This window comes from Spirosoma agri, assembly GCF_010747415.1.
GTDB classification, from domain to species: domain Bacteria; phylum Bacteroidota; class Bacteroidia; order Cytophagales; family Spirosomataceae; genus Spirosoma; species Spirosoma agri.
This window is the reverse complement of sequence record NZ_JAAGNZ010000006.1, coordinates 71,935-92,289: the sequence shown is the minus strand read 5'-3', so window position 1 is coordinate 92,289 and position 20,355 is coordinate 71,935. Positions and strand designations below refer to the sequence as shown.

The 20,355-nt window shown below is 48.4% G+C and carries 23 protein-coding genes; 5 read left to right on the top strand and 18 right to left on the bottom strand.

Going from position 1 to position 20,355, the window contains the following annotated elements:
- Positions 1–185 precede the first annotated feature (185 nt).
- A complete protein-coding gene (locus tag GK091_RS27480; protein WP_164043949.1) occupies positions 186–371 on the top strand; it encodes a hypothetical protein in 186 nt (61 codons plus the stop codon).
- Between the two features lie 339 nt (positions 372–710).
- Here GK091_RS27480 and GK091_RS27475 read toward each other — a convergent pair whose 3' ends face one another.
- The 17 genes from GK091_RS27475 to GK091_RS27395 all read right to left on the bottom strand — a co-directional run bounded on the left by GK091_RS27475 (position 711) and on the right by GK091_RS27395 (position 15,138).
- The gene (locus tag GK091_RS27475) at positions 711–1,238 is read right to left on the bottom strand and encodes an isochorismatase family protein (protein ID WP_164043948.1); all 528 of its coding nucleotides are present in this window, start codon (positions 1,236–1,238) and stop codon (positions 711–713) included.
- A 598-nt stretch (positions 1,239–1,836) separates the two neighbouring features.
- Positions 1,837–2,469 carry a hypothetical protein gene (locus tag GK091_RS27470; RefSeq protein WP_164043947.1) on the bottom strand — a complete coding sequence of 211 codons (633 nt, stop codon included), beginning with the start codon at positions 2,467–2,469 and terminating at the stop codon, positions 1,837–1,839.
- Positions 2,470–2,495: 26 nt separating this feature from the next.
- Entirely contained in the window at positions 2,496–3,515 is a 1,020-nt protein-coding gene (locus tag GK091_RS27465) for a hypothetical protein (RefSeq protein WP_164043946.1), read from the bottom strand.
- Between the two features lie 154 nt (positions 3,516–3,669).
- Positions 3,670–4,086 (bottom strand): TraQ conjugal transfer family protein, encoded by a 417-nt coding sequence (locus GK091_RS27460; protein ID WP_164043945.1) that lies wholly within the window; start codon positions 4,084–4,086, stop codon positions 3,670–3,672.
- Positions 4,083–4,703, bottom strand: coding sequence for a conjugal transfer protein TraO (locus tag GK091_RS27455; protein ID WP_164043944.1), 621 nt, complete (start codon positions 4,701–4,703; stop codon positions 4,083–4,085). Before GK091_RS27455 ends, GK091_RS27460 begins: the two co-directional genes overlap by 4 nt.
- Positions 4,704–4,743: 40 nt before the next feature.
- Complete coding sequence (traN, locus tag GK091_RS27450) at positions 4,744–5,610, bottom strand: conjugative transposon protein TraN (RefSeq protein WP_164043943.1); 867 nt, start codon at positions 5,608–5,610, stop codon at positions 4,744–4,746.
- 114 nt (positions 5,611–5,724) lie between these two features.
- Complete coding sequence (gene traM, locus GK091_RS27445; protein ID WP_164043942.1) at positions 5,725–6,966, bottom strand: conjugative transposon protein TraM; 1,242 nt, start codon at positions 6,964–6,966, stop codon at positions 5,725–5,727.
- Positions 6,963–7,283, bottom strand: a complete 321-nt coding sequence (locus tag GK091_RS27440; protein WP_164043941.1) for a hypothetical protein — start codon at positions 7,281–7,283, stop codon at positions 6,963–6,965. Before GK091_RS27440 ends, traM begins: the two co-directional genes overlap by 4 nt.
- The gene (gene traK, locus GK091_RS27435) at positions 7,280–7,924 is read right to left on the bottom strand and encodes a conjugative transposon protein TraK (RefSeq protein ID WP_164043940.1); all 645 of its coding nucleotides are present in this window, start codon (positions 7,922–7,924) and stop codon (positions 7,280–7,282) included. Before traK ends, GK091_RS27440 begins: the two co-directional genes overlap by 4 nt.
- A gap of 2 nt (positions 7,925–7,926) precedes the next feature.
- Positions 7,927–9,096 carry a hypothetical protein gene (locus tag GK091_RS27430; RefSeq protein WP_164043939.1) on the bottom strand — a complete coding sequence of 390 codons (1,170 nt, stop codon included), beginning with the start codon at positions 9,094–9,096 and terminating at the stop codon, positions 7,927–7,929.
- 152 nt (positions 9,097–9,248) lie between these two features.
- Entirely contained in the window at positions 9,249–11,750 is a 2,502-nt protein-coding gene (locus GK091_RS27425) for a TraG family conjugative transposon ATPase (RefSeq protein WP_317166371.1), read from the bottom strand.
- Positions 11,698–12,054, bottom strand: coding sequence for a DUF4133 domain-containing protein (locus tag GK091_RS27420; RefSeq protein WP_164043938.1), 357 nt, complete (start codon positions 12,052–12,054; stop codon positions 11,698–11,700). Before GK091_RS27420 ends, GK091_RS27425 begins: the two co-directional genes overlap by 53 nt.
- Positions 12,054–12,374 carry a DUF4134 family protein gene (locus tag GK091_RS27415; RefSeq protein WP_246202449.1) on the bottom strand — a complete coding sequence of 107 codons (321 nt, stop codon included), beginning with the start codon at positions 12,372–12,374 and terminating at the stop codon, positions 12,054–12,056. The genes GK091_RS27420 and GK091_RS27415 overlap by 1 nt, the downstream gene beginning before the upstream one ends.
- A gap of 414 nt (positions 12,375–12,788) precedes the next feature.
- Positions 12,789–13,325, bottom strand: coding sequence for a hypothetical protein (locus GK091_RS27410; protein WP_164043937.1), 537 nt, complete (start codon positions 13,323–13,325; stop codon positions 12,789–12,791).
- Between the two features lie 14 nt (positions 13,326–13,339).
- On the bottom strand, positions 13,340–13,924 hold the full coding sequence (locus GK091_RS27405; protein WP_164043936.1) for a hypothetical protein: 585 nt from the start codon (positions 13,922–13,924) through the stop codon (positions 13,340–13,342).
- Positions 13,917–14,387 (bottom strand): hypothetical protein, encoded by a 471-nt coding sequence (locus tag GK091_RS27400; RefSeq protein WP_164043935.1) that lies wholly within the window; start codon positions 14,385–14,387, stop codon positions 13,917–13,919. The genes GK091_RS27405 and GK091_RS27400 overlap by 8 nt, the downstream gene beginning before the upstream one ends.
- A complete protein-coding gene (locus GK091_RS27395) occupies positions 14,380–15,138 on the bottom strand; it encodes a ParA family protein (protein WP_164043934.1) in 759 nt (252 codons plus the stop codon). The genes GK091_RS27400 and GK091_RS27395 overlap by 8 nt, the downstream gene beginning before the upstream one ends.
- A 446-nt stretch (positions 15,139–15,584) precedes the next feature.
- On the opposite strand from GK091_RS27395, the gene GK091_RS27390 reads away from it, so the two are divergent.
- Genes GK091_RS27390 through GK091_RS27375 form a run of 4 tightly spaced genes read left to right on the top strand, consistent with a single transcriptional unit; the run spans position 15,585 to position 19,750 of the window.
- Entirely contained in the window at positions 15,585–16,007 is a 423-nt protein-coding gene (locus GK091_RS27390; RefSeq protein ID WP_164043933.1) for a MobC family plasmid mobilization relaxosome protein, read from the top strand.
- 7 nt (positions 16,008–16,014) lie between these two features.
- Positions 16,015–17,313 (top strand): relaxase/mobilization nuclease domain-containing protein, encoded by a 1,299-nt coding sequence (locus tag GK091_RS27385; protein WP_164043932.1) that lies wholly within the window; start codon positions 16,015–16,017, stop codon positions 17,311–17,313.
- The gene (locus tag GK091_RS27380; protein ID WP_164043931.1) at positions 17,310–19,319 is read left to right on the top strand and encodes a YWFCY domain-containing protein; all 2,010 of its coding nucleotides are present in this window, start codon (positions 17,310–17,312) and stop codon (positions 19,317–19,319) included. Before GK091_RS27385 ends, GK091_RS27380 begins: the two co-directional genes overlap by 4 nt.
- Positions 19,319–19,750, top strand: coding sequence for a hypothetical protein (locus GK091_RS27375; RefSeq protein WP_164043930.1), 432 nt, complete (start codon positions 19,319–19,321; stop codon positions 19,748–19,750). The genes GK091_RS27380 and GK091_RS27375 overlap by 1 nt, the downstream gene beginning before the upstream one ends.
- On the opposite strand, the gene GK091_RS30165 is transcribed toward GK091_RS27375, so the two are convergent.
- Complete coding sequence (locus tag GK091_RS30165; protein WP_394351903.1) at positions 19,654–20,184, bottom strand: M23 family metallopeptidase; 531 nt, start codon at positions 20,182–20,184, stop codon at positions 19,654–19,656. The genes GK091_RS27375 and GK091_RS30165 overlap by 97 nt on opposite strands.
- Positions 20,185–20,355 lie beyond the last annotated feature (171 nt).

Genomic DNA, 20,355 nt, shown 5'->3' with positions numbered 1-20,355 from the left:
TCATGCGATCCGGCTGGCTCGTACGAATCCAGTGCGGGCTTTGCGGTATGAATAGTGGTTTAGACAGCCATGTAGACGAGGGGTAAGCAGATAAATAACATTTGCCTTAATCTCGTAATACGCTCCAACCTGAGACGAATGAGCATTCATGTTAACTTACCACCTGTAAACTTAACCATCCGAAAATGCACCTGGATATACTTGAATTAAAGGAGTTGCTGTTAGTAACGCAAGCCCATTTACGGGTGCTTGAACAGCTTGAAGCCGAGCGGATCGCTAAAGAAACAGGACAGCCTTTACAAGTTATTGAGCAGCGGATTCAAAGGCTGGCGGAGGAAATACTTGATACTGTTCGAGAGGAAAATTCCTAAGGTCAAGGGAAATGAAGGTGTGCGCACATAACCTGGCCTGGAATGCCGTCATTTCCGCGTCTGAAAAAACGCTCCTGATTGAGACGAGGGAGGTTTACTTGCTCCTGAATCAGGCGTTTAAAAGGACAGAGTAGCCACGTGTTGGTGAAGAAAAATCCTTTGAGAAACGAATCTGATGGGGCGCACGCGAAAGCCAGTCAACTCATATAAAGTCACTAACCTTACTGCGCTTATATTGCGAAACTATCTTAACATACAATAGGTGGCTGTTGCAAAAATAAAAGCCTGTCAAACTAAATAGTTTGAATAGTAGAAGAGCGATTACTGTATCGATAGCCATTACTTAAATTCGACCGCTTCTGTGTCTACGACCGTTGCGAACCAATCTGCCATTACTTGATTATGGTGATCGATAATTTGCCGTGCGCTCAAGATGGAAGAATCGAACGTAGTATGGCCATCTTTTAATAAGACGACTTGGTAACCAAGACTAAACGCTCGCCTACAGGCGGTATCAATGCAGTCAGCGGTTTGAATGCCACCAACCACCAGTTGAGTAACGCCTAACTGGCTTAATTGGTGGTCCAACGAGGTATTAAGAAATGGGTCTGGGGTCGTTTTATGAATGACGACTTCCTGGGGTTGAGGAGTCATTTCAGCAATCAGTTCCCATTCTCGGCTGCCATACGCAGGAAACCCAGTTGGGTTGTGGTGTTGGGCAAAGAAAACGGCGATGCCTGCTGTCCTGGCTTTGTCAAGTACTTGTTTCAACCGCTGAACGAGGATGCCCATTTGATAAAAAGGTGGGTTTTCCCATTCTAAAGCTCCCACTTGCATATCGATAATCAGTAATGCTATTTTAGGCATACAACAAAAATGGCTAGTATAGAGGTATAGTCAGCAAAAATATTGCGTAAATCTCTCATTTTGTGTTGAATGAATTAATTATTGATTCTCAAATAAGGCTCTATTTGTGCAATGGCCTTTTGCATTGTTTGAGGCAAATGAAGATTTTTTCCCCTATCCCCAAAACTACCCAGTATTATACTAAAATGTAAAATCTTTGTAAACTTGTCAATTTGTGAACTTGTTAATTTGTTTATCATTTTACATATTAACAAGTTTACAAATTACCCTATATTATAGCACGAAATATACTGTATCTGATACTACTAAGTTCAGTACAATTGCCCAACTTGTAAAGAGCTTCAGACAAATCTTCCCTATCGCCTAAGTCGTTCAAAAAGGCCAAGTATTGGCATCGTTAAAACTAAAACAATCGTTATCAGGATCAACTTAGTATCCCGGCTGAAACTGCGTTCGACGACTACCAGCGAAAGGAGTAACGAAAAGCCAACAGCAAACACGAGAATAAATAGGGTCACAAGTAACCGGGCAACCTGGCCACCAGGTCGGCGTTTCTGTAAAAATATAGGAACCATAGAAAGGTCTGGGTAAGGCCGTATTATTCGAGTAACAGCAAATCAAATGTGCCGGTAACGGCGTAATCCTTGGTCGAAGGAAGGCCAACCCCTGTGCCAAACAGGGCGGTTTGAAATGTACCCTGAATGCGGTAGAGCTTATCAACGCCCTCTGTTTTGATGAGTGTCGACTCGGCAATGGTTAACGTACCGTTTCTCGCCTGGTACAGCTGAGGGCCGGGCAGGTTCAGGATCAGATCTGCCTGCGCGCCGGTAGGCGTTGGCTTGGTTTCAAAGCCCATTGGGTAAGTGCCTGGCTCAATAGCGTGGATCGTCAAAAGCTGGCCACTGGATTTATATGCATCCGGAACGAACGAGGTCTCCTTATACGCCCTGGGCTGCCCAACGGTGAAATTGGCCGTGATATCCCCGATAACGATTTTGCCCGATACACCCGTATAGGTCTTTGTCGAGGCATCCTGAGCCTCTGGACCTTCAGCCAGTAGGTTTAGTCCACCGCTGATGGCAATACGGCCCGAACCAACATAGCCGGTCAAGGTAGCTGGTATTCGGAGGTAACCGGGTAGCTGCGGCTGTGGATCGGGATCTTTCTTACCACAGGTCCATAAACTTACCGTTAACACTAACGCGATGACATAACTGGCGTATCCTTTCATTTCCCTTTCCAACCGTGCGACGGTCGCTACTTTTTAGGTCCGTATAAAATCGTTTCATTGCGCGATTGCGTAATGTTCTCATAGCGTTTCTTCACCTCTGAGTTCATGTTTGCCCGAAGGGCCATGCCCTTCTGAAAGCATTCAGATATACGCGTATGCAACTCATCGATCATTTTAAGCCGTTCAGCATCGGTAAGCTTCAAGGTCTCCGAGTCATAATATTCATCGGGTATCGCAAACTTATCAACGATAGAACCTACTAAACCAGATATAGCGCTGGTGTTACCACTGGCCAGGCCAGCAATCAACGTACCCGCGCCTGGTATGCCAACTAAGGTGCCAACGACATTGCCTAACAGAGTGAGGGAAGACTTTGTTGTAGAAGCCATCGATTCCTTGAGGTTCTTTTCAAAGTCAGCTTTTGCAGCTGCTACGGCACTGTCAAATGCAGCCTTTTTATCCGTTGAAAGGTTATTGATATCGTCCTGTGATTTAATCCCAAATGAGGCCATAATGCCGTTCATGGTACTGGAAAAGGAGCCTACCATATCATCTACGGAAGAGGCTGGCGAAATACTGAACGTGGGCATCGGGGGCAATGCGATTGGCTTACCATCTTTGATTAAAACACCCAGTTGGGTTTTGATCGCTCCGGCAGTACTCATGGCTTCGTTGAATTGTCGCATGTAGGTCCAGACGAAATTATTTCCCGCTTCCCCAAAGCCCGGATTCGCTTTAGCCAGGGCATCTGCTTCATTGGTCAGTTGCACCCGCAGACCCCACATCTTATCATGCATCTGCAAGATTTCGCCAACCTTGTAATAATTCTTTACGCCGGTGGAGACTAATACCCGGGAGTTGAGCTGAGCGACGGTTAGTTTATTGAGCCGCTCCTGGAGAATACGGATCAGCTCCAGCTTAGCCGCCTGTTCGGTATTGGCATCCCCCTTCAGGGCAATATTCATTACATCCCCGGCGCTCTGGGCATTGGCCAGGGAGCTACTTATTAAAAACAGGGAGAGAATGGGAATAAAAAGAGTTTTCATATCTGGTTTGATTTAAGATTGATTACGGCCTAAAGGAAGATTTGCCTGATTGGGATGATCCTGCTACGAGAATGGCCCGGAACGCTTCAGGCAGGACCCGGTTGCTATTGAGTAGGAAACGTATAAGCCTTTTCACTTGAGTACGTGTTATCGGTTAGGGTTCGACCTGAAAATTTAAACGGACTGTATCGGGTTGGGTATAGCCCCGCTCCTGTTGAGCGATCAAGACAATTTGAGAGGTACCGGTTGCCTCTGGAGTATACTGCCAGGATGATTTACCAAGTGGTATGGGAACACCCACTTTCTGCAGGACGGCTAATTGTTCCAAATCGCTACCCTTTTCTAGCCGACCCAAACCAGCCTGTTGATAGAATTGAAGCTGGTAGCCGTATTCCGAGTAATAAGAGTCTGTCAGTAGCTCCAGTGGTAATGCGTAGCGTTGATGTACTTTAAGCTTAACCCCTGGATCGGTCGCATTTAACTTGATTCGGTAGTTTGCCCGAATATCTAAAGATTCCGATTGGCAGCCTATGATCAGCGCGATCAGCGCGAGGTAGATGAGATATTTCATTTGTATTCGGAGTCCGTGTCTAAAATGAATTTAATACCGACACCCAGATTGAAGCGGGTTGGAATGATGTTGGAGCGAAACAGATAGTATTCCTGAGCCCGTACGACCAGAATAGTACGACCAGTCAAAATGTATTCCCCTTCAATGGCCAGTGTTGGGCCGACAATCCATTCGGATTTATTCCACAGTGTAGCGCCCTGCACCTCACCCCGATCCTGATTAATGGATTCATATCCACCGGCTACACCACCGCCAACGTTAATTACCCAGGAGCGATTGATCAGCCCCATCACCCGCGTGAAATACGTAGCCTCACCTAACCACTGCGATACTGGCACCAGCGTTTTATCGTAGGCGTAGAATTTCTGATTGAGGTGCACTGTGCCTTTCCAGTACGTATTCAGGGATTTGTACTTACTGTAGGATAATCCCCCAAAGACGCCGAAGTTATCCTTACCAGGCAGCTTGAAACCGTCGACAATACCGGCTGAAAGTTCGATGGTTGTTTGACCCGCCTGATGAATTTGGGCCTTTATAGATTGTCGGCAAAGTAGGATACCGATCAGTAGGCTACCTCGCTTAAACATAATGGATAAGGTTGAGAAACGCTTAAGCATAATGGAAAGTGGTTTGAGTACGAGGAAAAATAGACTGCATTTACAGGGGACGAGCGGTTGCAAGTTCTTCGGGACCAATGGAAATCGTGAGTTGACGTCCACCACTTTCCTCCCCTACCTGGACGATCAGGCGACGGTCTTTTTCGAGCGTCAGCCGTTCGATGGCGATGACTTTGGTAAGCTCATCATGCCGGGGAATAACCATCTCACTGGCATCAAAAACACGAATTGGATCGACCGGCACATCCTGAGTAGCTGAGCTCTCTCCTACTTTCTTCATTTGCATGACGTAGGTACGCAGGTAATCAATACCATAATCGAGTTTGGAGTCATTTTCCATACCCAATACCACGTACATCACATCGTCCTTGTAAAGGATGTTTCGCAGGTACAGATTCATACCCTGCGCTTTATAGCCGATATGACGAATCTTCCGGCGGCTGTGCATGGCCAGCTCACCCTGACGGTTCAGGTTATCGGCTAACCTAGCCTGCGAACCACTGCTTACCTTGGCTGACTTTGATACATCGCCATCGAGCAGCACCTTCGTCAGATCGTAGGTCACTGCATCAGGCTGATCCTTATAGCTGACCACAAAGCTGAACAGTCGTCCGTCGGCCGTAACAATCGTCAGGTTGGTTTCCATGAACGGGTTTTGATGCATGGCTTTCAACCGAAAGACGTTTCCTGCTTTTTCCACCGCTTCGCCGGCAATGTCTTTACTGCCTAAATCGGCATAGCGTATCTCGTAGGGGAAAATAATGTGTGTGGTCTTATTGGCGCTTACCTGGAGGGCATAGGAAGGCCGAATCGTTGAATTAGTCATGGGCAGCACAAAAGCCAATTGTGCCATCACTGGGGCCGTGGCCAAAGCTAGGCAGAAGGGTAGAATAAACCGCTTTTTCATCGCTGATACCTGCGTGTTTGGTGAATTGAAAAGGACGTTTTTCTTAAACTCTGGATACATTTTTACACTTTAGTTGATTATTTCTTAACCTTTAGATTAATTATTCAACTGAAGTTATTGCGCCTTCAGGAACAGATTATAGCCAGCACGTAGCCGGATCGTGGTCTGGCGAACGGAATTTGACGCACTCATCCGGGCTTGATTGGCGACGTTATTAACCAGCCCACCAACTCCCGGAAGTTGTATTCCCTGAATGGCTGACGATTGAATTTGACCGCTGGCCTGGCGCGACAAACCCGGTACGTTTACGCCCATTGACCCATCTGTATCATAGACATCCAGATCGAGCGGAATGAGCTGGCCACCCAGTTGCAGACTTCGTACCGTTAGCCGTAAACGGTCATCCGACAGCTGACAGATCGCGTGCAGAATTGTGTTAGTGGGAATCGTAACGCCATCGGCCGTAATCTCTTTGAGTAGCCGCAGCTTCACCTGCTGGCCATCATGAATCGCCTGATCTTCGTGCACTACAACGGGGATCATCCAGGCAATGACTTTCTTCTGGCCGTAGTTACCACCACTCAGGACCGCGCGGGAAGGCTCTTTGCGGGAACCACCTGTTGGCGCCGTTAAAAAAGGACTTTCAGCCTCAACCGGATCGGACAACCGACTAGCGGTTAAGTTATCGCTTAACCGAACAGCCGCTGCATTTTCTTCAGAGCCGGCCTGTGCAGGTTGTAGCATGGATGCCTGAGTAGCATACGGATTTGGCGGAGGAGTTTGCCGACTCGTCTCATAGGCCCGCATTTGAGACTCCAGCTGCTTATCCGTACCGGTATAATAGGCACTGCCCTTTGGCGCATCATAATAATAGCCACCTGGCTTCTCCACTCGTTTCCGGTTAGCTGCCCGTTTGGTTGGAGCGGCTGTATAGGAATGAGTTATGCCCGGATTAGAGACCGGTGCAGCCGCAACTGCCAAACTGGATCGATGTTCAGTCGAAGTACCGGCATTATTCACCGGGATCGCCTTTAACCCTCCAGTAGCGGAATCCCGGCGCGTATTACTGAAGCTGGAGAGAACCTGGCCAACCGCAGCTTTACCGTAGCCAGGGCCTTCCACATCACGGCCGTTAATTTTACCCGTTTTGGCATTGGGCACATTGGCATTAAAGCCACCAGCTCCAGGCTTACCCGCGGCTATTTCTTCAGCTTTATACCGTTCCCCTTTTCCTCCTCCTAAAATCCAGAACAAAGCAAATACGAAGGGAAGTACGATCCAGGGAAAAACCAGCATGGCCTTCCGTTTCCGAAAGAACGCATCGTCACTGTGCGTTGATGATAGGGCTATGGTCATGGTTGATGAGGGCTTTTTTTCGTTGAATACTGCTTAGCCAGGCTATCCAGATGCTTTAATTGCTGCTGACGAGCTTGTTGATATTGACTGGCATTCGTTGCGGTTTGCAGAAAGAGCTGCTGCATGGGCTCAATAAGTTGCTGAGGAGTGGCCGCTGGCATGGGTTGATTAAGCCGGTCGATGCTGATAATCAATTTGTAAATTGCCCCACCCCCCAGCAGGAGCATGAGCCCGAAAACAAGGGCTTTGCGCGCGCCATCGGAGATCTTCATCAGGAAGTCCCCCATCCTGGTGATCAGGTTAGCGATGTGTCTCATTGGCGCAGGCGTTCTTCAATATCTGTGTTATCGACCACCGCAAACTTTTCAATCAGAAACCCGTGCGGATTGATCTCCGAACGGCTGACGTTCCGCAGATACCCACTGGTGACCAGCTTACGAACCGTGATGTTGGTCAGGCGAATGATTTGCTGCCGGGCATAGGTTCGGAAGTGATAGGGGTATTGATTCAGATCCAGCTGAATGCTGTCGACCTGAATTTCCTGCGAAGCCGAGGCCTGAATTAACTGGCTGTAATACCCTTTCTCCTTGGTATCCAGATAGAGTCGTGACACGCTCTCATCCGCATAGGGCAGCGCTTCATTGATATGCTCCTCGATGCTTTTGGCATCAGGATCGAGCGTAAAAAACAATTCGTGGAACCGTCGGATGTGGTCACGACCTTCTACCGGCCGATTCTCCCGGACATCGTTACGTAAAGCGGCTATAAGCGACTTCCCCTGCTCAACGACGTAGATCCTACTTTCCGAATCCGTTTTGACCGTGTAAGCAAATACCAGGCTTCCTATGGCAATCAGGGTAAAGGCACCCACACTGACAAAGGCCAGTATGCGGATGTTGCGATACGAAGTCTCCAGATTCCGAAGGGATTTAAAAAAGGTTTGATCCTGAGTGGCCATGATTAATCCTGATTTTTGGTGATGTTCCTCATATTGTTGTATTCCTGTTTGACGGCTTGCCCATAGTAGGAGCCGTAGTTAGAGGCTGTTTGTCCGACCGCCCGAGCCGCTACCAGGGTTGCCCCCAGCCCCATCATAGCAGCCCCGCCAACAACACCCGCCCCAGCTTTGCCTACATCCATCGCAGCCCCACCCATATGACCCGCTGCCGGCATCGCTCCATTCATGACCATAGCCGTCGACATATTCGTCATCCGTTGAAGGGCACTGCCGACGCCGGACGATGAAATGATGTAGGAGCCAATAGTAGGAATGGTGAAGTAAGCCAGCGTAGCAATGATCATAAAGACCATGTAAATAAGCTCACCACTCTGGGCCTCGTCGGGTACGTTATTGACCAGCTCCAGATACTGAAGGGTGATCACTTTGCCCTGGAGGAACGTAACAATCGTACCCAGGATATTAGCCAGGGGGAACCAGAGCGAGATCTGCACGTACCGGGCAATCCACATCAAATGGCTATCCTGAAACCCGGTGAAAATGGCCAGGGCAAACGAGAGCGGACCAATGATGGTCAGGACAATTAAAAAGAAGGCTCGGGTTGTCAGGATGACTAATCGGGCAGCCAGGTAGAGCGCATAGAACAGATTCTTCAGCATCTGATCAAATCCCTGATTCAAATAGATGCCCATTTTCTCAATTAACAAGGACATGTATTGCCCTGTTGCGGTCCACATGCTAACCTCCTCAATCTTTTTGTCTAACTGATTCAATTTCTCAGCCAGCTTTTCCATGCGCATTTGCTCCAGTTGCTGAATGCGCGTTGTCTGCACATCGATCATATTCTGAGTGACGACCTCCACCGGTTTGATCAACGCGTCCAGAAAGTCGGTGACAATGGTGAAGTTGAGGACCAGAAAGCCGATGGCGAAGGGCCGCAACAGGGGAAATACATCGATGGATTCCGCCCGGGCAAAATGCCCCAGCACCCGCATCCCGATGTATAAGGTTGCTGCAATTGCGGCAATGGACGAGGCCACTGCGCCCAGGTTGCCCATCCCCTGCTGCACTTCGGTGTAAGCCGTGGTGATGGCCGCTTCCATGGACGAAAACTTCTGGTAAAAGCCATAGTCAACGTAAGCGCCACCCCCTGGTATTTGTAGTAAAATCATGTCGATAAAAGGGAGATAAATAAAGATGAACCGGGCTTATGTCGATCCGGTAAACGAGAGGGATCAAAAGCAACCAAAGCTTACTTGCCTGCAAAAAGGACGATTCCTATAAGTGCCTTACAGATAGACTATTCCTTCTTGCTTAGCATCCGTCAGGCCAGTTCAGGTTTGCGCCTGGCATCCGCGAAATCGACAATGGCGACCTGGATATCACCCCCATTCTGATTGGTTCGTCGGATAACCTCTGACTTCTCAGGCCCTTCCGTAGTATAGGCGGCATACTCCTCCAGACTTACTTCCGTGGCATAAACTTTGGCCCGGGCTCCCAGGGCAATAAACACCTCTTTATATTTACGCCGGCCGTCATTGTCCTTGTTGACGGACAGAATCAATTGCTTCTGTTTTTCGGAAAGACCCAGTAGCTGACGAACCTCTTCAAAGCGGTGCTGATACTTGCTCTGATCAAGTAGGATCTTGCAATCCGAATTGTTGATAATGGCATCTTTGACGATGGTGTTGCCAATGATATCATCAATTTCCTGAGTCACCACCAGGGCTTCACCAAAGTGTTTACGAACCGTTTTGAACAGATACTTGATATAATCAGCCATAGATTCTTTAGCGATCGCTTTCCAGGCCTCCTCGATGACCATCATTTTACGTATCTCAATGGGCAGGCGTCGCATCTTGGAAACGAAGGTTTCCATAATGATCAGGGTCACCACCGGGAACAGGATCGGGTGATCTTTGATGTTGTCCAGCTCGAAGACAATGAACCGCTTGTTCAGTAGGTCCACGTTCATATTCGAATTGAGCAGGTAGTCATATTTGCCACCCTTATAAAAAGGCTGCATGGTGATGATAAACTGCTCGATGTCGAAATATTTATCCGTGTACTTCTTTTCCTTCAGGAATGCCCGAAAGCCATTAACGTCGTTACAGTACTCATAAAAGCCATTAAACGAAGCCTCTGATTTCTTCTTTTTCACCTGTTTGATAAACTCCTCGACGGCATCCGAAAGGGCTACTTCTTCGGTTCTGGAGAAACTTTCGGTTTCGTTTTTCCAGAGTGTTTTAAGAAGCGTATTTATGGAGGTTATTTTATCAATCGAATAAAAGCCATCCTCCACATAGAAGGGATTGAACGTAATGGGCTTATCCTCTTCATAGGTCAGATAGATGCCATCCCTACCACGCGTTTTACGGCGCACGAGCTCACAAAGACCCCGGTAGGAATGGCCGACGTCCACCAGTACAATGTGCGTATCCTGTTCATAGTACTGGCGTACCAGGTGATTCATAAAGAAGGATTTCCCTGATCCGGAAGGGCCAATCACAAACTTGTTGCGGTTGGTTACCCACCCTTTATTCATTGGCTCATCCGACAGATCCACCCAGACCGGTTTTCCCTGCCGATCACAGAGCCGGATACCAAAGGGCGAAATAGAAGAATGGTAAACCGACTCCAGGTTAAAGAAGCAAACGGCCTGCTCGACGAAGGTGTAAAACGTTTCATCGAACGGCAGATCACCCGCGTTCCCTGGTATGCCTGCCCACAGGAGCCGGGCCGCATCCATCGAATTCTGCTTGGGCAGACAATCCAGCTGAGCAATAGCCGAAGAGGTACGGGCCCGCAGGTAATCGAGTTGTTCCGGCTTTTCGGTCCAGACCATCACATTGAAGTGTGATCGGCAAACCGTGCGTTGATTCTGAATGGCTTCCTGAATATACCGCTGTGTCCAGTCCCGGTTAATCCCGTTTTCCGAGGAAAATTGCGAAAGGGAATTCAGGTGCCGGGCCGTCTGTTCGAACTCCCTGAGGGCAGCCTGTGCGTCATCCAGACAGATGTACTGATTGTAGACATGGTTACAAGGAAGCATTAAGCCAACGGGCAAGACGTTGCCGACAGCAAACTGCGTACTATCCGAAGAAAGTGGCCCATAATTGGCCATCACCTCGACTACCTGCGGCATCGTCTCGGCATCCGATATCGTAAAGCACATAACCTCTTTGGAGCCAATACGTACCCGGCCGTCGATGTCCCAGTCTTCCAGAATCACTTTCTTGGTCCCATCGGGCTGAAGCCGGAAATAATTGGGAACGATACCCCTATCCCCTTTCTTACTAACCAGATCCTCATCGGTTAGCCGTACGGCCGTTATGCCGCCATCCAGCAGGATTCGTTCGAATTGAGATATGGCATCGAAGAAGGGTTGCAACTCACGCTGGGTCATTTGTTCCCTGGGCACCAGTCGACGCTTGGTCAGTGAATGCTGATTGCTCTTTTGCTTCTGTCGATACTTGGGTAGTTTGGAAATGTAGAGATAGCAATGATGATTCAGAAACGGCCGCTCGACAAAGTGCCGCTGAAAAGCCTGCGTTAAAAAACTGTCATCCCCCTGCTCATGATCGGGTTGATATTTTTCCTCAATAAACCAGTCCTGTTTATGAATCAAGGTACCAATCGGCATGAGCTTGATAGCCTTGGTTAAAGCATTGTGCAGCGATCGGTAATCGTCAGCTGACAGCGTAAAGATTTCGGGCAGGTTCAGCCGAAACCCAACGGTAATATCAGCCATTTTACTAACCAGGCAGTTGTTCTCAACGGCCAGTAGTGGTAGAGCGGCTTCGAGACTTCGGGCGTTTAGTTTCACGGAGTTGGGCGAATGGTTTGGCAGAGGTGACAAGAATTGCCTTAGGCTGATTGCGGGTTGCTTCGAGCTTGAGGAGGCCCGATACGCCGTGTTTTGCGGAAAGTCGCATGCAGTACCAGATCCCACCTATCCCACTGCCCACCACAATGAGCGTGGCCAGGTAGGTGTTTAGACCAAAAAGCCCGTAGAGGATCAGGGCGAGCACCAGGCTACTGACAATAATGCCAGCTGATAAATACAGATACGTGCCTTTTAATCCCCTAAATTCTACGGGCTTTCCGATACCCTTGTTGATTTCCAGCATTAACCGAAGAAGCTGGTTAGAATAGCGCCGACAGCGACCAGGAAGAGGGCCGCACCAAACCAGCTTACCATGGCTTTCTGCGTGTCGGGATCACCATTGTGCATTTTGCTGTACACCCGGACAGCACCAATCAAGCCGATGACTACCCCCAAAGCCAGAATAATGGTCTGGGCCGCCGTGCCGTAACTGCGGATGGTTGTAGCCGTGGTGTTCAGTGCAGCAGCACCATTACCTTGCTGGGCATCTGCCAGCATCGTCATAAACATCAGGTCAACCGTCAGGGCAACCTGCATACCCAAAGTAATCTTGCGGTTACGCATAAATTGAAGGAGTTGGTAAAAATTTAGTTTTAAAAATCAGAAATAGTATAGATTCTGCAACTAAAGTACATGTAAATTTTAAATTCAGTAAAATATAAATAATAATTATTTGTCCTGAAAAGGCCATATTTTATACAATATTCTAACTATCAGTATTTTAACTATTATCTATAAAATCTAAATTACTGAATTTCTTTACGCCTATCCCCTACCCTATCCGATTTGAAAGCCAAAAATAGGTTTATTATACGGTTGTTGATATAGAATATTATTCATGTAAATACATCTATTGTATATTTTTACTTTTACAGTTATAGAATTTATTACTTTTGCTTTATTGGATTGCAGATTAGGGCAAACAAAAAGGCCAGACATGTCGGTCTGGCCTTTGGGAAACTCCTAAACGAAATACGCTTACGCTGCTTCGGCAAACAACTCATCCAGGTAATCATAGCGCCGGATCAGCTGTCGACCAGACCGTTTTGAAAACGAGGAACGTTCATTGACATCTTGAATCAACGACTTTAAAGAAGGCTCTTCTGTATAGATAAGCGGAGCCTTGGGACGAGTCCAATATACCAGGCAGCGAAAGCCGACGTACAGCGCGAAGGCCAGCAGCCAGGTTAGTCCGATTGGTCCAATGATGTGCTCCTGATGGAGGAGCACCAGCAGACCAGCCAGCAAAAGGAAACTACCCCATAAAATAGCAAACCGAACCTGCGCCTGATTCCAGAAGATAAAGCGCGATTTATGATAGGTCTGCTCATCGTAGCCGATCAGAATAGCCAGCAAAAGTTTCGCCGGCGCATGCATTCCACTCTGGGTCATAAAGGCGATCACGCGTTCAGTACCAAGGGCTAGCCACCAGGCCAGCCGGAAAGCAACTACGAGTAATCCCCCGCAGAAGATCAGGGCAAGGATGCTCCAGAAATTGAGTGTCGTCAGGATCATGATCGATACGGTAGTTAACGGGTAAAGGCAAGGCCAGCAAATGCGGAATGGTTCTGCTGTTGGTTAATAACCTCAGCCAGATTAGCAGCAACCACGTCGGTTGGATCATCCGCTATCAATACCCCCTCGTCATTAGCCTGAAGTCGCTGGGCAGCGCTGATCAGCTCCGCTACCGATTGTTCAGCAGGGCGCTCAACATCAGCCAGAATAGGCATACTGAATTCAGACGGTTCATCCTGATCAAGAGCGATGCCATTCAGATCCGGCTCGGGAGCCTGCGTAGTCGAAACGGTTGGTGAAGGAGCCTGGTACGTTCTGCCTTGCGAAGTGAGCTCAGGTTCGGGCACCACTTTAGGAGCAGGTGCCGGCTCAGACTGATGACCAGTCACGGGTGCGTAATGACTAACCGCATAAAGCTCTGAATGATCAGCTTCTTCCGATTCATCCGTACTGGGTTGCGTTTCCGGTTTATTGCCCCGATTGCTGATCCATTCCCGGATATCTTCCCGGTAGTACTTGATCAGTACGTAGGCGTAATAAATGATGAGTGCGACGAGGACTACTTTAATAAGATCTCCCCAGGAATATTGACTAAGCATGGTTTTGTTGTTCACGCTGATAGGTCTGATCAAGAGCCTCCAGCAGGTTATACAGAATGGTATTCATGGGTTTGCGGTGCTTGAAAGCAATCTCCCGAAGGAGCTCATGATGTTTCTCCGCAATCCGGGTCATCTTGGCAAATGTTTCCTCTTCGGGTGCCTTTGGTCCAAGGATATCATCCATGGACAACGTACCGCTCCGCTTCCGGGCAACTTTAGCCACTGGAGCTACTTCGGCCTGAACAGTGGCGACTGCCGGTGTACTGGCCAGGGCTACTGGCTCAACGGCGGGCGCTGGTGCGGGGATTGGCTGAGCCACGGCCGAGGGTGCTGTTTCCACTTCTTTTTCTACCGGCTGGCTACTTACTTCCGGAGCGGCTGGGACAATGGAGTTGGCAAACTTGCTGACGCGTTTTGAATTGTTTTCGCGAGCTACATCAGAAAGGCTAGGCTTTTTATTCATGGGACTGAAGATTTGGTAATAACGATTCGATTTCAGTAAACAGGTCTTTGAGGCCACTATTCCTCAGGTAAGTCGTCGGCATCGGAAATAAGGTCGAGCGGTTACCTTGATCCTGATAGGAGTCCCGTTGAGGAATCCGGCTTTTCAAGCAAGCAAATCCATACTGGGCAAACCGCTCCTCCAGCTGATCCGCTAATTCGCCATCCCGGGAAGGCTTGTACTTATTCCAGACGACACGGCAGCGATCGGTTGGCAAAAGGCCTACCTGTTTGATCGCCGTCAGAAAATTAAAGCCAGTGGTCACCGAGTATTCGGAGGTCTCCATAGGTACCAGCAGATAATCCAGTTTGCCAATGGCCAAATCGTATCCGTCGACGTCGATGTTACCCGGCATGTCGATCAGCACCAGCTGCACATCGGCGGGGAGTTTGGCCAGCAGGCCAGGCACGTTTCGCGGGTTTCCCGATAGGATAGCGTAGGGTTCGATATCCTGCTCATCGAGCCGAGCTGTGGTCTCGTCATCCATGTTTTCAACTTCACGGAGCCGCTGATTATAGACCGATAACTGTGAGCCGTCGACGTCCAGCAAAGCTACCTTGATACCCCGTTTGTAGTGGAGCCAGGACGCGACCAAAACGGACAACGTTGTTTTTCCCATTCCACCTTTTTGGGTGGCGAAAGCAAGTATAGTAGGGGTGCCTGAAGGCTGGGCAGCAGTCACCGGCTGGGACTCTGGAGTAGGGGTGTGCATGAAGGTTTATGTTTGATAACGGGGGCAAAGGAATTACATATTTTACAACTTTACAAATTTACTTGATAATTAATTACGTAATTACGCAAGAAGTAAATCAATTACGTAATTCACAAATTTACAAGTAAAGTACGTAACTAGTTGGCGTATAGGACGTAAGACCGTAAGAAGTAAATCAGTTTACAAGTCAACTAGTTTATTTACGTGTTGCCCTGTACTCACACGCAGAATCCTGTAACGTAGTTTACTATTTTACAAGTTTACAAGTAAACTCAAAAAAAAAGAGCCTCAAAAAGCCCCCCTGCGATTACAAATTCTGCACCTGAAAAAAGGATCGTGTTACGATAGCAAGATGTGTTTTTGTCGGACAAAAACCTCTGCCCACCCCAAAAGTGGGCATTCACGTACAGGCCTCCGAAGTCGGCCTGTTTAAATCAAAAATCGCTATGGAAAACAAATTATATCGGGGTGGAAGACCCGAATTGCCAGAAGAGGAACGGAGTGACTTCAAAGTTACCGTTCGATTCAATCAACAGGAATATACGCTACTTAAGGAACGTAAATCAACAACAAAAGCCAAAGACTTATCCGCCTTCATTCGGGACGTTTGTTTGCAGAAACCTCTGCTCATGAAGACCCAATTGGACTCCTATCAGGACGATGCATTGTCACTTCTGATTGAGATGAGAGCCGATCTATTGCGCATTGGCGTGAACATTAATCAGTCCTCAAAGCGGATTAACAGCACAACGGATTACCACGATTTACAACGTGACGTCAGCAGTATGGCTGGCAATATGAGCCGCATCGATGAACAGTTGCAACAGCTCATGCAGATCCTATCAGGCGAGTCTCAACCAGTTTACTGAAAGCCCAATGGTCGTTCGAATCAGTAGTGGGAGTTCGCCTACCGGGGCCGTTTATTATAACGAAAATAAGGTTGGGAAGGGGGAAGCAGAACGACTGGCTGTGCGCAATTACCGGGGTGTAAAATTGCCGGTGCAGGAACTTGGTTTAGCCACGGTAGCCGCCAAGCTGGAACAGCAGGCGGAGCTAAATCCGAAGATCAAAAAGCCAACATTCCACGCCAGCTTATCCCTGGCTCAGGGAGAGAAGCTACCACCAGCGGAGATGCTGGCCATCGCCGATCGGTACATGGATGGATTAGGTTATGGCAAACAGCCCTATGTCGTTTATCAGCACTTTGATACGGATCATCCACATCTGCACATCGTATCGGTTCGGGTCGACAGTGCCGGCAAGAAGGTGCCTGACACCTACGAACGGGAACGATCCAACAAGCTCCGCCAGGATATGGAGAAAGAGTTTGGTTTGCAGGTTGCCGAGAAAGCTACCCTCCGCCCGGAGCGTGATCAGCTGCAACCGGTAGAGTACGGCAAAGGGGATTTGAAACGGGATATATCGGCCGTCGTCAATGGCGTTTTAAAGGATTTCACCTTCAGCAGTTTTACCCAGTTCAATCAGCTGCTCGGCATTTACAACGTGAAGGCCACAGAAGTGGCTATGGAAGGCAAAAAACCCGGTCTGGTGTATTCAGCCATCGACAGCAATAAAGTCACTCAGGGAGCCGCATTTCGCGCCAGCAGCCTGCCATTGCAGCCAATCATGGAAACCCTCAATCGGCGGATGAATGCCGGCAAGAAAGTCAAAGGGGACCGCGTGGCTAGACTCCGATCCCTGGCTGAACCCATCCTGAAGGCAAGTAACTCGTGGGATGGATTTCAACAGCTCCTGTCCAAAGCTGGAGTGGAAGTGATTCCGCATCTGGGTAAGGACGGCAATCTGTTCGGGATCTCGTTCATCGATGTTCGTCAGCGGGCCATTTATACCGGAAGTGAACTAGGGAAAAATTTTACGGCCGGATCGCTCAAGACTCAGCTGGGGGATACCTACACCCCACCCAGTCGGCGTGAAGTACCAGAACCAAAACAAAAACAGAGTAGGGGAGAGGATCAGGAAAAATCCGTCAGAAAATCGAAATCAGAAAACGAAAAAGTCACCAATCAAAAACAGGAAAAGGAACCCGAGCCTATGCATAATCTAGACCTGGTAAAACAATTACTGTACGCCATCGGACGAGGTGGCGATGAACAGGAAAGTGAAGAAGAATTAAAGAGAATGCTTAAACGAGCCCATAAACCCCGATTGTCATGAGAGACGACCGCAAACAACTCAATCAAGGTTCAGAAATTGTATTATGGTTTGGCCTGGCTGCCCTGGCCTTTCATCTGTACATCGAGCTCCACACGTTTTGGAGCAGCTTTAACCTGGCACACCCCATCAGTGATGGAATGCTTGACAAGCTCACCCGCAATTCACCGAAGCTGGTTAATCATTACTGGGTGAAGCTATTCGGCGGGTTCTGTATCGGGTATTACAGTTTTGCCAATCGAGGAGTAAAATCAGTCACCATGACGTTAAAAGGCGTTTTAACCGACCTTGTACTTGGACTACTGTTGTACATCGGCAGTATACCCATGCTGAGTAGTGAATGGCTGCTGGAAAAGACCGGTGTTTTTGGCCTTAGCCTGAGTTACCTGGTACTGACCGTCGCTGGCGTTCTCTACATCATCAAGGGCGCTCAGGGCCTCAATCGACTGATCAACTACAAGCCCGGTGAAGATGAAATGAATGAAGAGAATGAAACCTTCCTTCAGGAAGAGCGGCTTCTGGAGAATCCCTATTCGGTCAATCTGCCTACGCAATACACCTACAAAGGCAAGATCCGCAGAGGCTGGCTAAACATAACCGCTCCCTTTCGAGCGATGCTGGTTATGGGTATTGCCGGCTCGGGTAAATCCTACGGCATAGTCAACAGCGTTATCCGGCAGCATTTAGCCAAGGGCTTTTCGATGTACGTCTATGACTATAAATTCCCTACGCTCTCACTGGTGACCTTCAACGCCATGATTCGCCATAAAAAGAACCTGGCCAAAAACACCAAATTTTACTGCATCAGTTTTGAGTTTCACCAGAAATCGCACCGGTGCAACCCCTTACATCCCAGTTATCTGCCAACCCGGGAAAGCGCTGGCCAGACAGCACTGGCGATCATGCTCAACCTCAATAAAAAGTGGATTGACAAGGAAGGAGAATTCTTCGTTGAATCGCCCATTAGCTACGTAACGGTGTTAATCTGGTTTCTACGCAATTATCAGGGTGGGAAGTACTGTACCGTGCCACACCTGGTTGAGCTGGTCAACAAAGGCCATCGGAAGCTTTTTCCGATCCTGGCCAGCTATGAAGATCTGGAGGTCAATATGGCTCCATTTATTTCGGCTTATGAAGGCGGGGCTATGGATCAGTTGGAGGGGCAAATGGCCTCCTCGCAAATCGGATTTGCCCGCCTGTCAAGTCCGAATCTTTACTGGGTCATGAGTGGGAATGATTTCATGCTTGATATCAATAACCCCAAGGAGCCAAAGATTTTATGCCTTGGCAATGATCCCAAAGTGGACAAAGTATACGGGGCGGCCTTGGGTCTGTATAACTTTCGAATACTGGAATTGATCAACCAACAGAAGCAGCATCAAACCTCGGTTGTGATCGATGAGTTACCGACGATTTATTGCCCTGGCTTATCAAACCTCATCAATACAGGTCGATCAAACCGGGTGGCCGTGACCATTGCGATGCAGGACTTTGCTCAACTGGAAGATAAATACGGTCGTACCCAGGCGGAGGTCATCAAAAACACCTGTGGTAATATCATCTCTGGTCAGGTCTATGATAAGACCGCTGAAGCTATGCAGAACCGATTAGGGAAAAACGTGCAACAAAAACAAAGTATCAATATCCAATCAGAAGATACGACGCACGGCATTTCGACCGAGCTGAACTACATGGCGCCAGCCGCTAAAATTGGCCGGTTAAGTCAGGGAGAAGTCGTCGGAGTATTGGCGGATAACAAAGGGCAGGAGAGCCGTAATAAAGCCTTTAATGCCCTGGTATTAATCGATGACAAGGATTTTCAGTCGGAGCAGAAAGTAGAAGAATTGCCCAACTTTTCTACATTTGCTCAGCAGAGCCTGGAAGAGAGGATACTTGAGAATTACAAACAGATCAAAGCTGACATCAATGAGCTGGTCGAATCGGAACTCGCAAGACTCGAAAAAGAAGTAAAGAAGGCTCCTAAAAAACCAAAAACTGGAGACGAGTAATGGCGGACGTAATTGGCGAACGGTTGATCAACCTGCGAAAACACCTGAGCGAACGACTGGGTACCAAACTAACTACTCAGGATGTTGGCGAGAAGTGTGGTCTGGAGAAGCACAAAGTGTACCGGTTGGAAACCGGACTGTTAGGTACCACGCATAATCTGGTAGACCTGCTGCTATTTTATCGCAGCCATGGTTACAATCTCGATTGGATCATGATGGCTGATAATAGCCGCATTCCAATGATGCTCTCATCGGGAAAGGAACTGTTGAAAATCAGTGATCAGATTCACCAGTTAAGCCGCCTGCTAAATAAGGGTTATAATGAGCTAACCACTCAATTACGTGAGTTGGGATACGAACCCTTCGACGATAAAGATCTTCCCGGATCTGAAACGGAATTGCCCGAAGCAGCCTCTTTACTCACATTGTAAAGCCAGAGCCGACGGCGCAGTAAAAAGCAGAATTGAAACGGGTCTATAACGGACCCGTTTTTTTTTATGACGTAGTGAAGATGAGGGCCGGTTGCCAGGCCCGTTCGCCCAACCTTACCAATCTGCTCACTACGTGCCACAATCTGGCCAGGGAGAACGCAATAGCCCGAAAGGTGACCATAGGACGTTTCAAAGCCAAAGGCATGCTGTACGCGAATAAATACGCCTAATCCGGAATCATATCCTACCTGTCTTACTATTCCGGGAGCCGTAGCCTTGACTACCATTCCAGCGGCTGCCTTCACATCGACGCCGGCATGAAAACGGAGTTGTTTGTGAATCGGATGCTGACGAATGCCAAAGGGAGAAGAAATTCGAAACTGCTCGATCGGTACCTCAATCGGCAGGACGGCCGGCACCGAATCCAAATACATGGATCGGGTGGAAATGCTTGTTAACAGCCTGTCTAGCTGCTGATAGGTTTGGGTTGCCCTCAGCATCGAGACTTCGAGGGAATCCCAAACTCTGAGCATTGAATCAGGATAGACAACGGTTAACGTCTGTGCCGTATCAGGACTCGCTACACCGATCAACGAATTAACCGG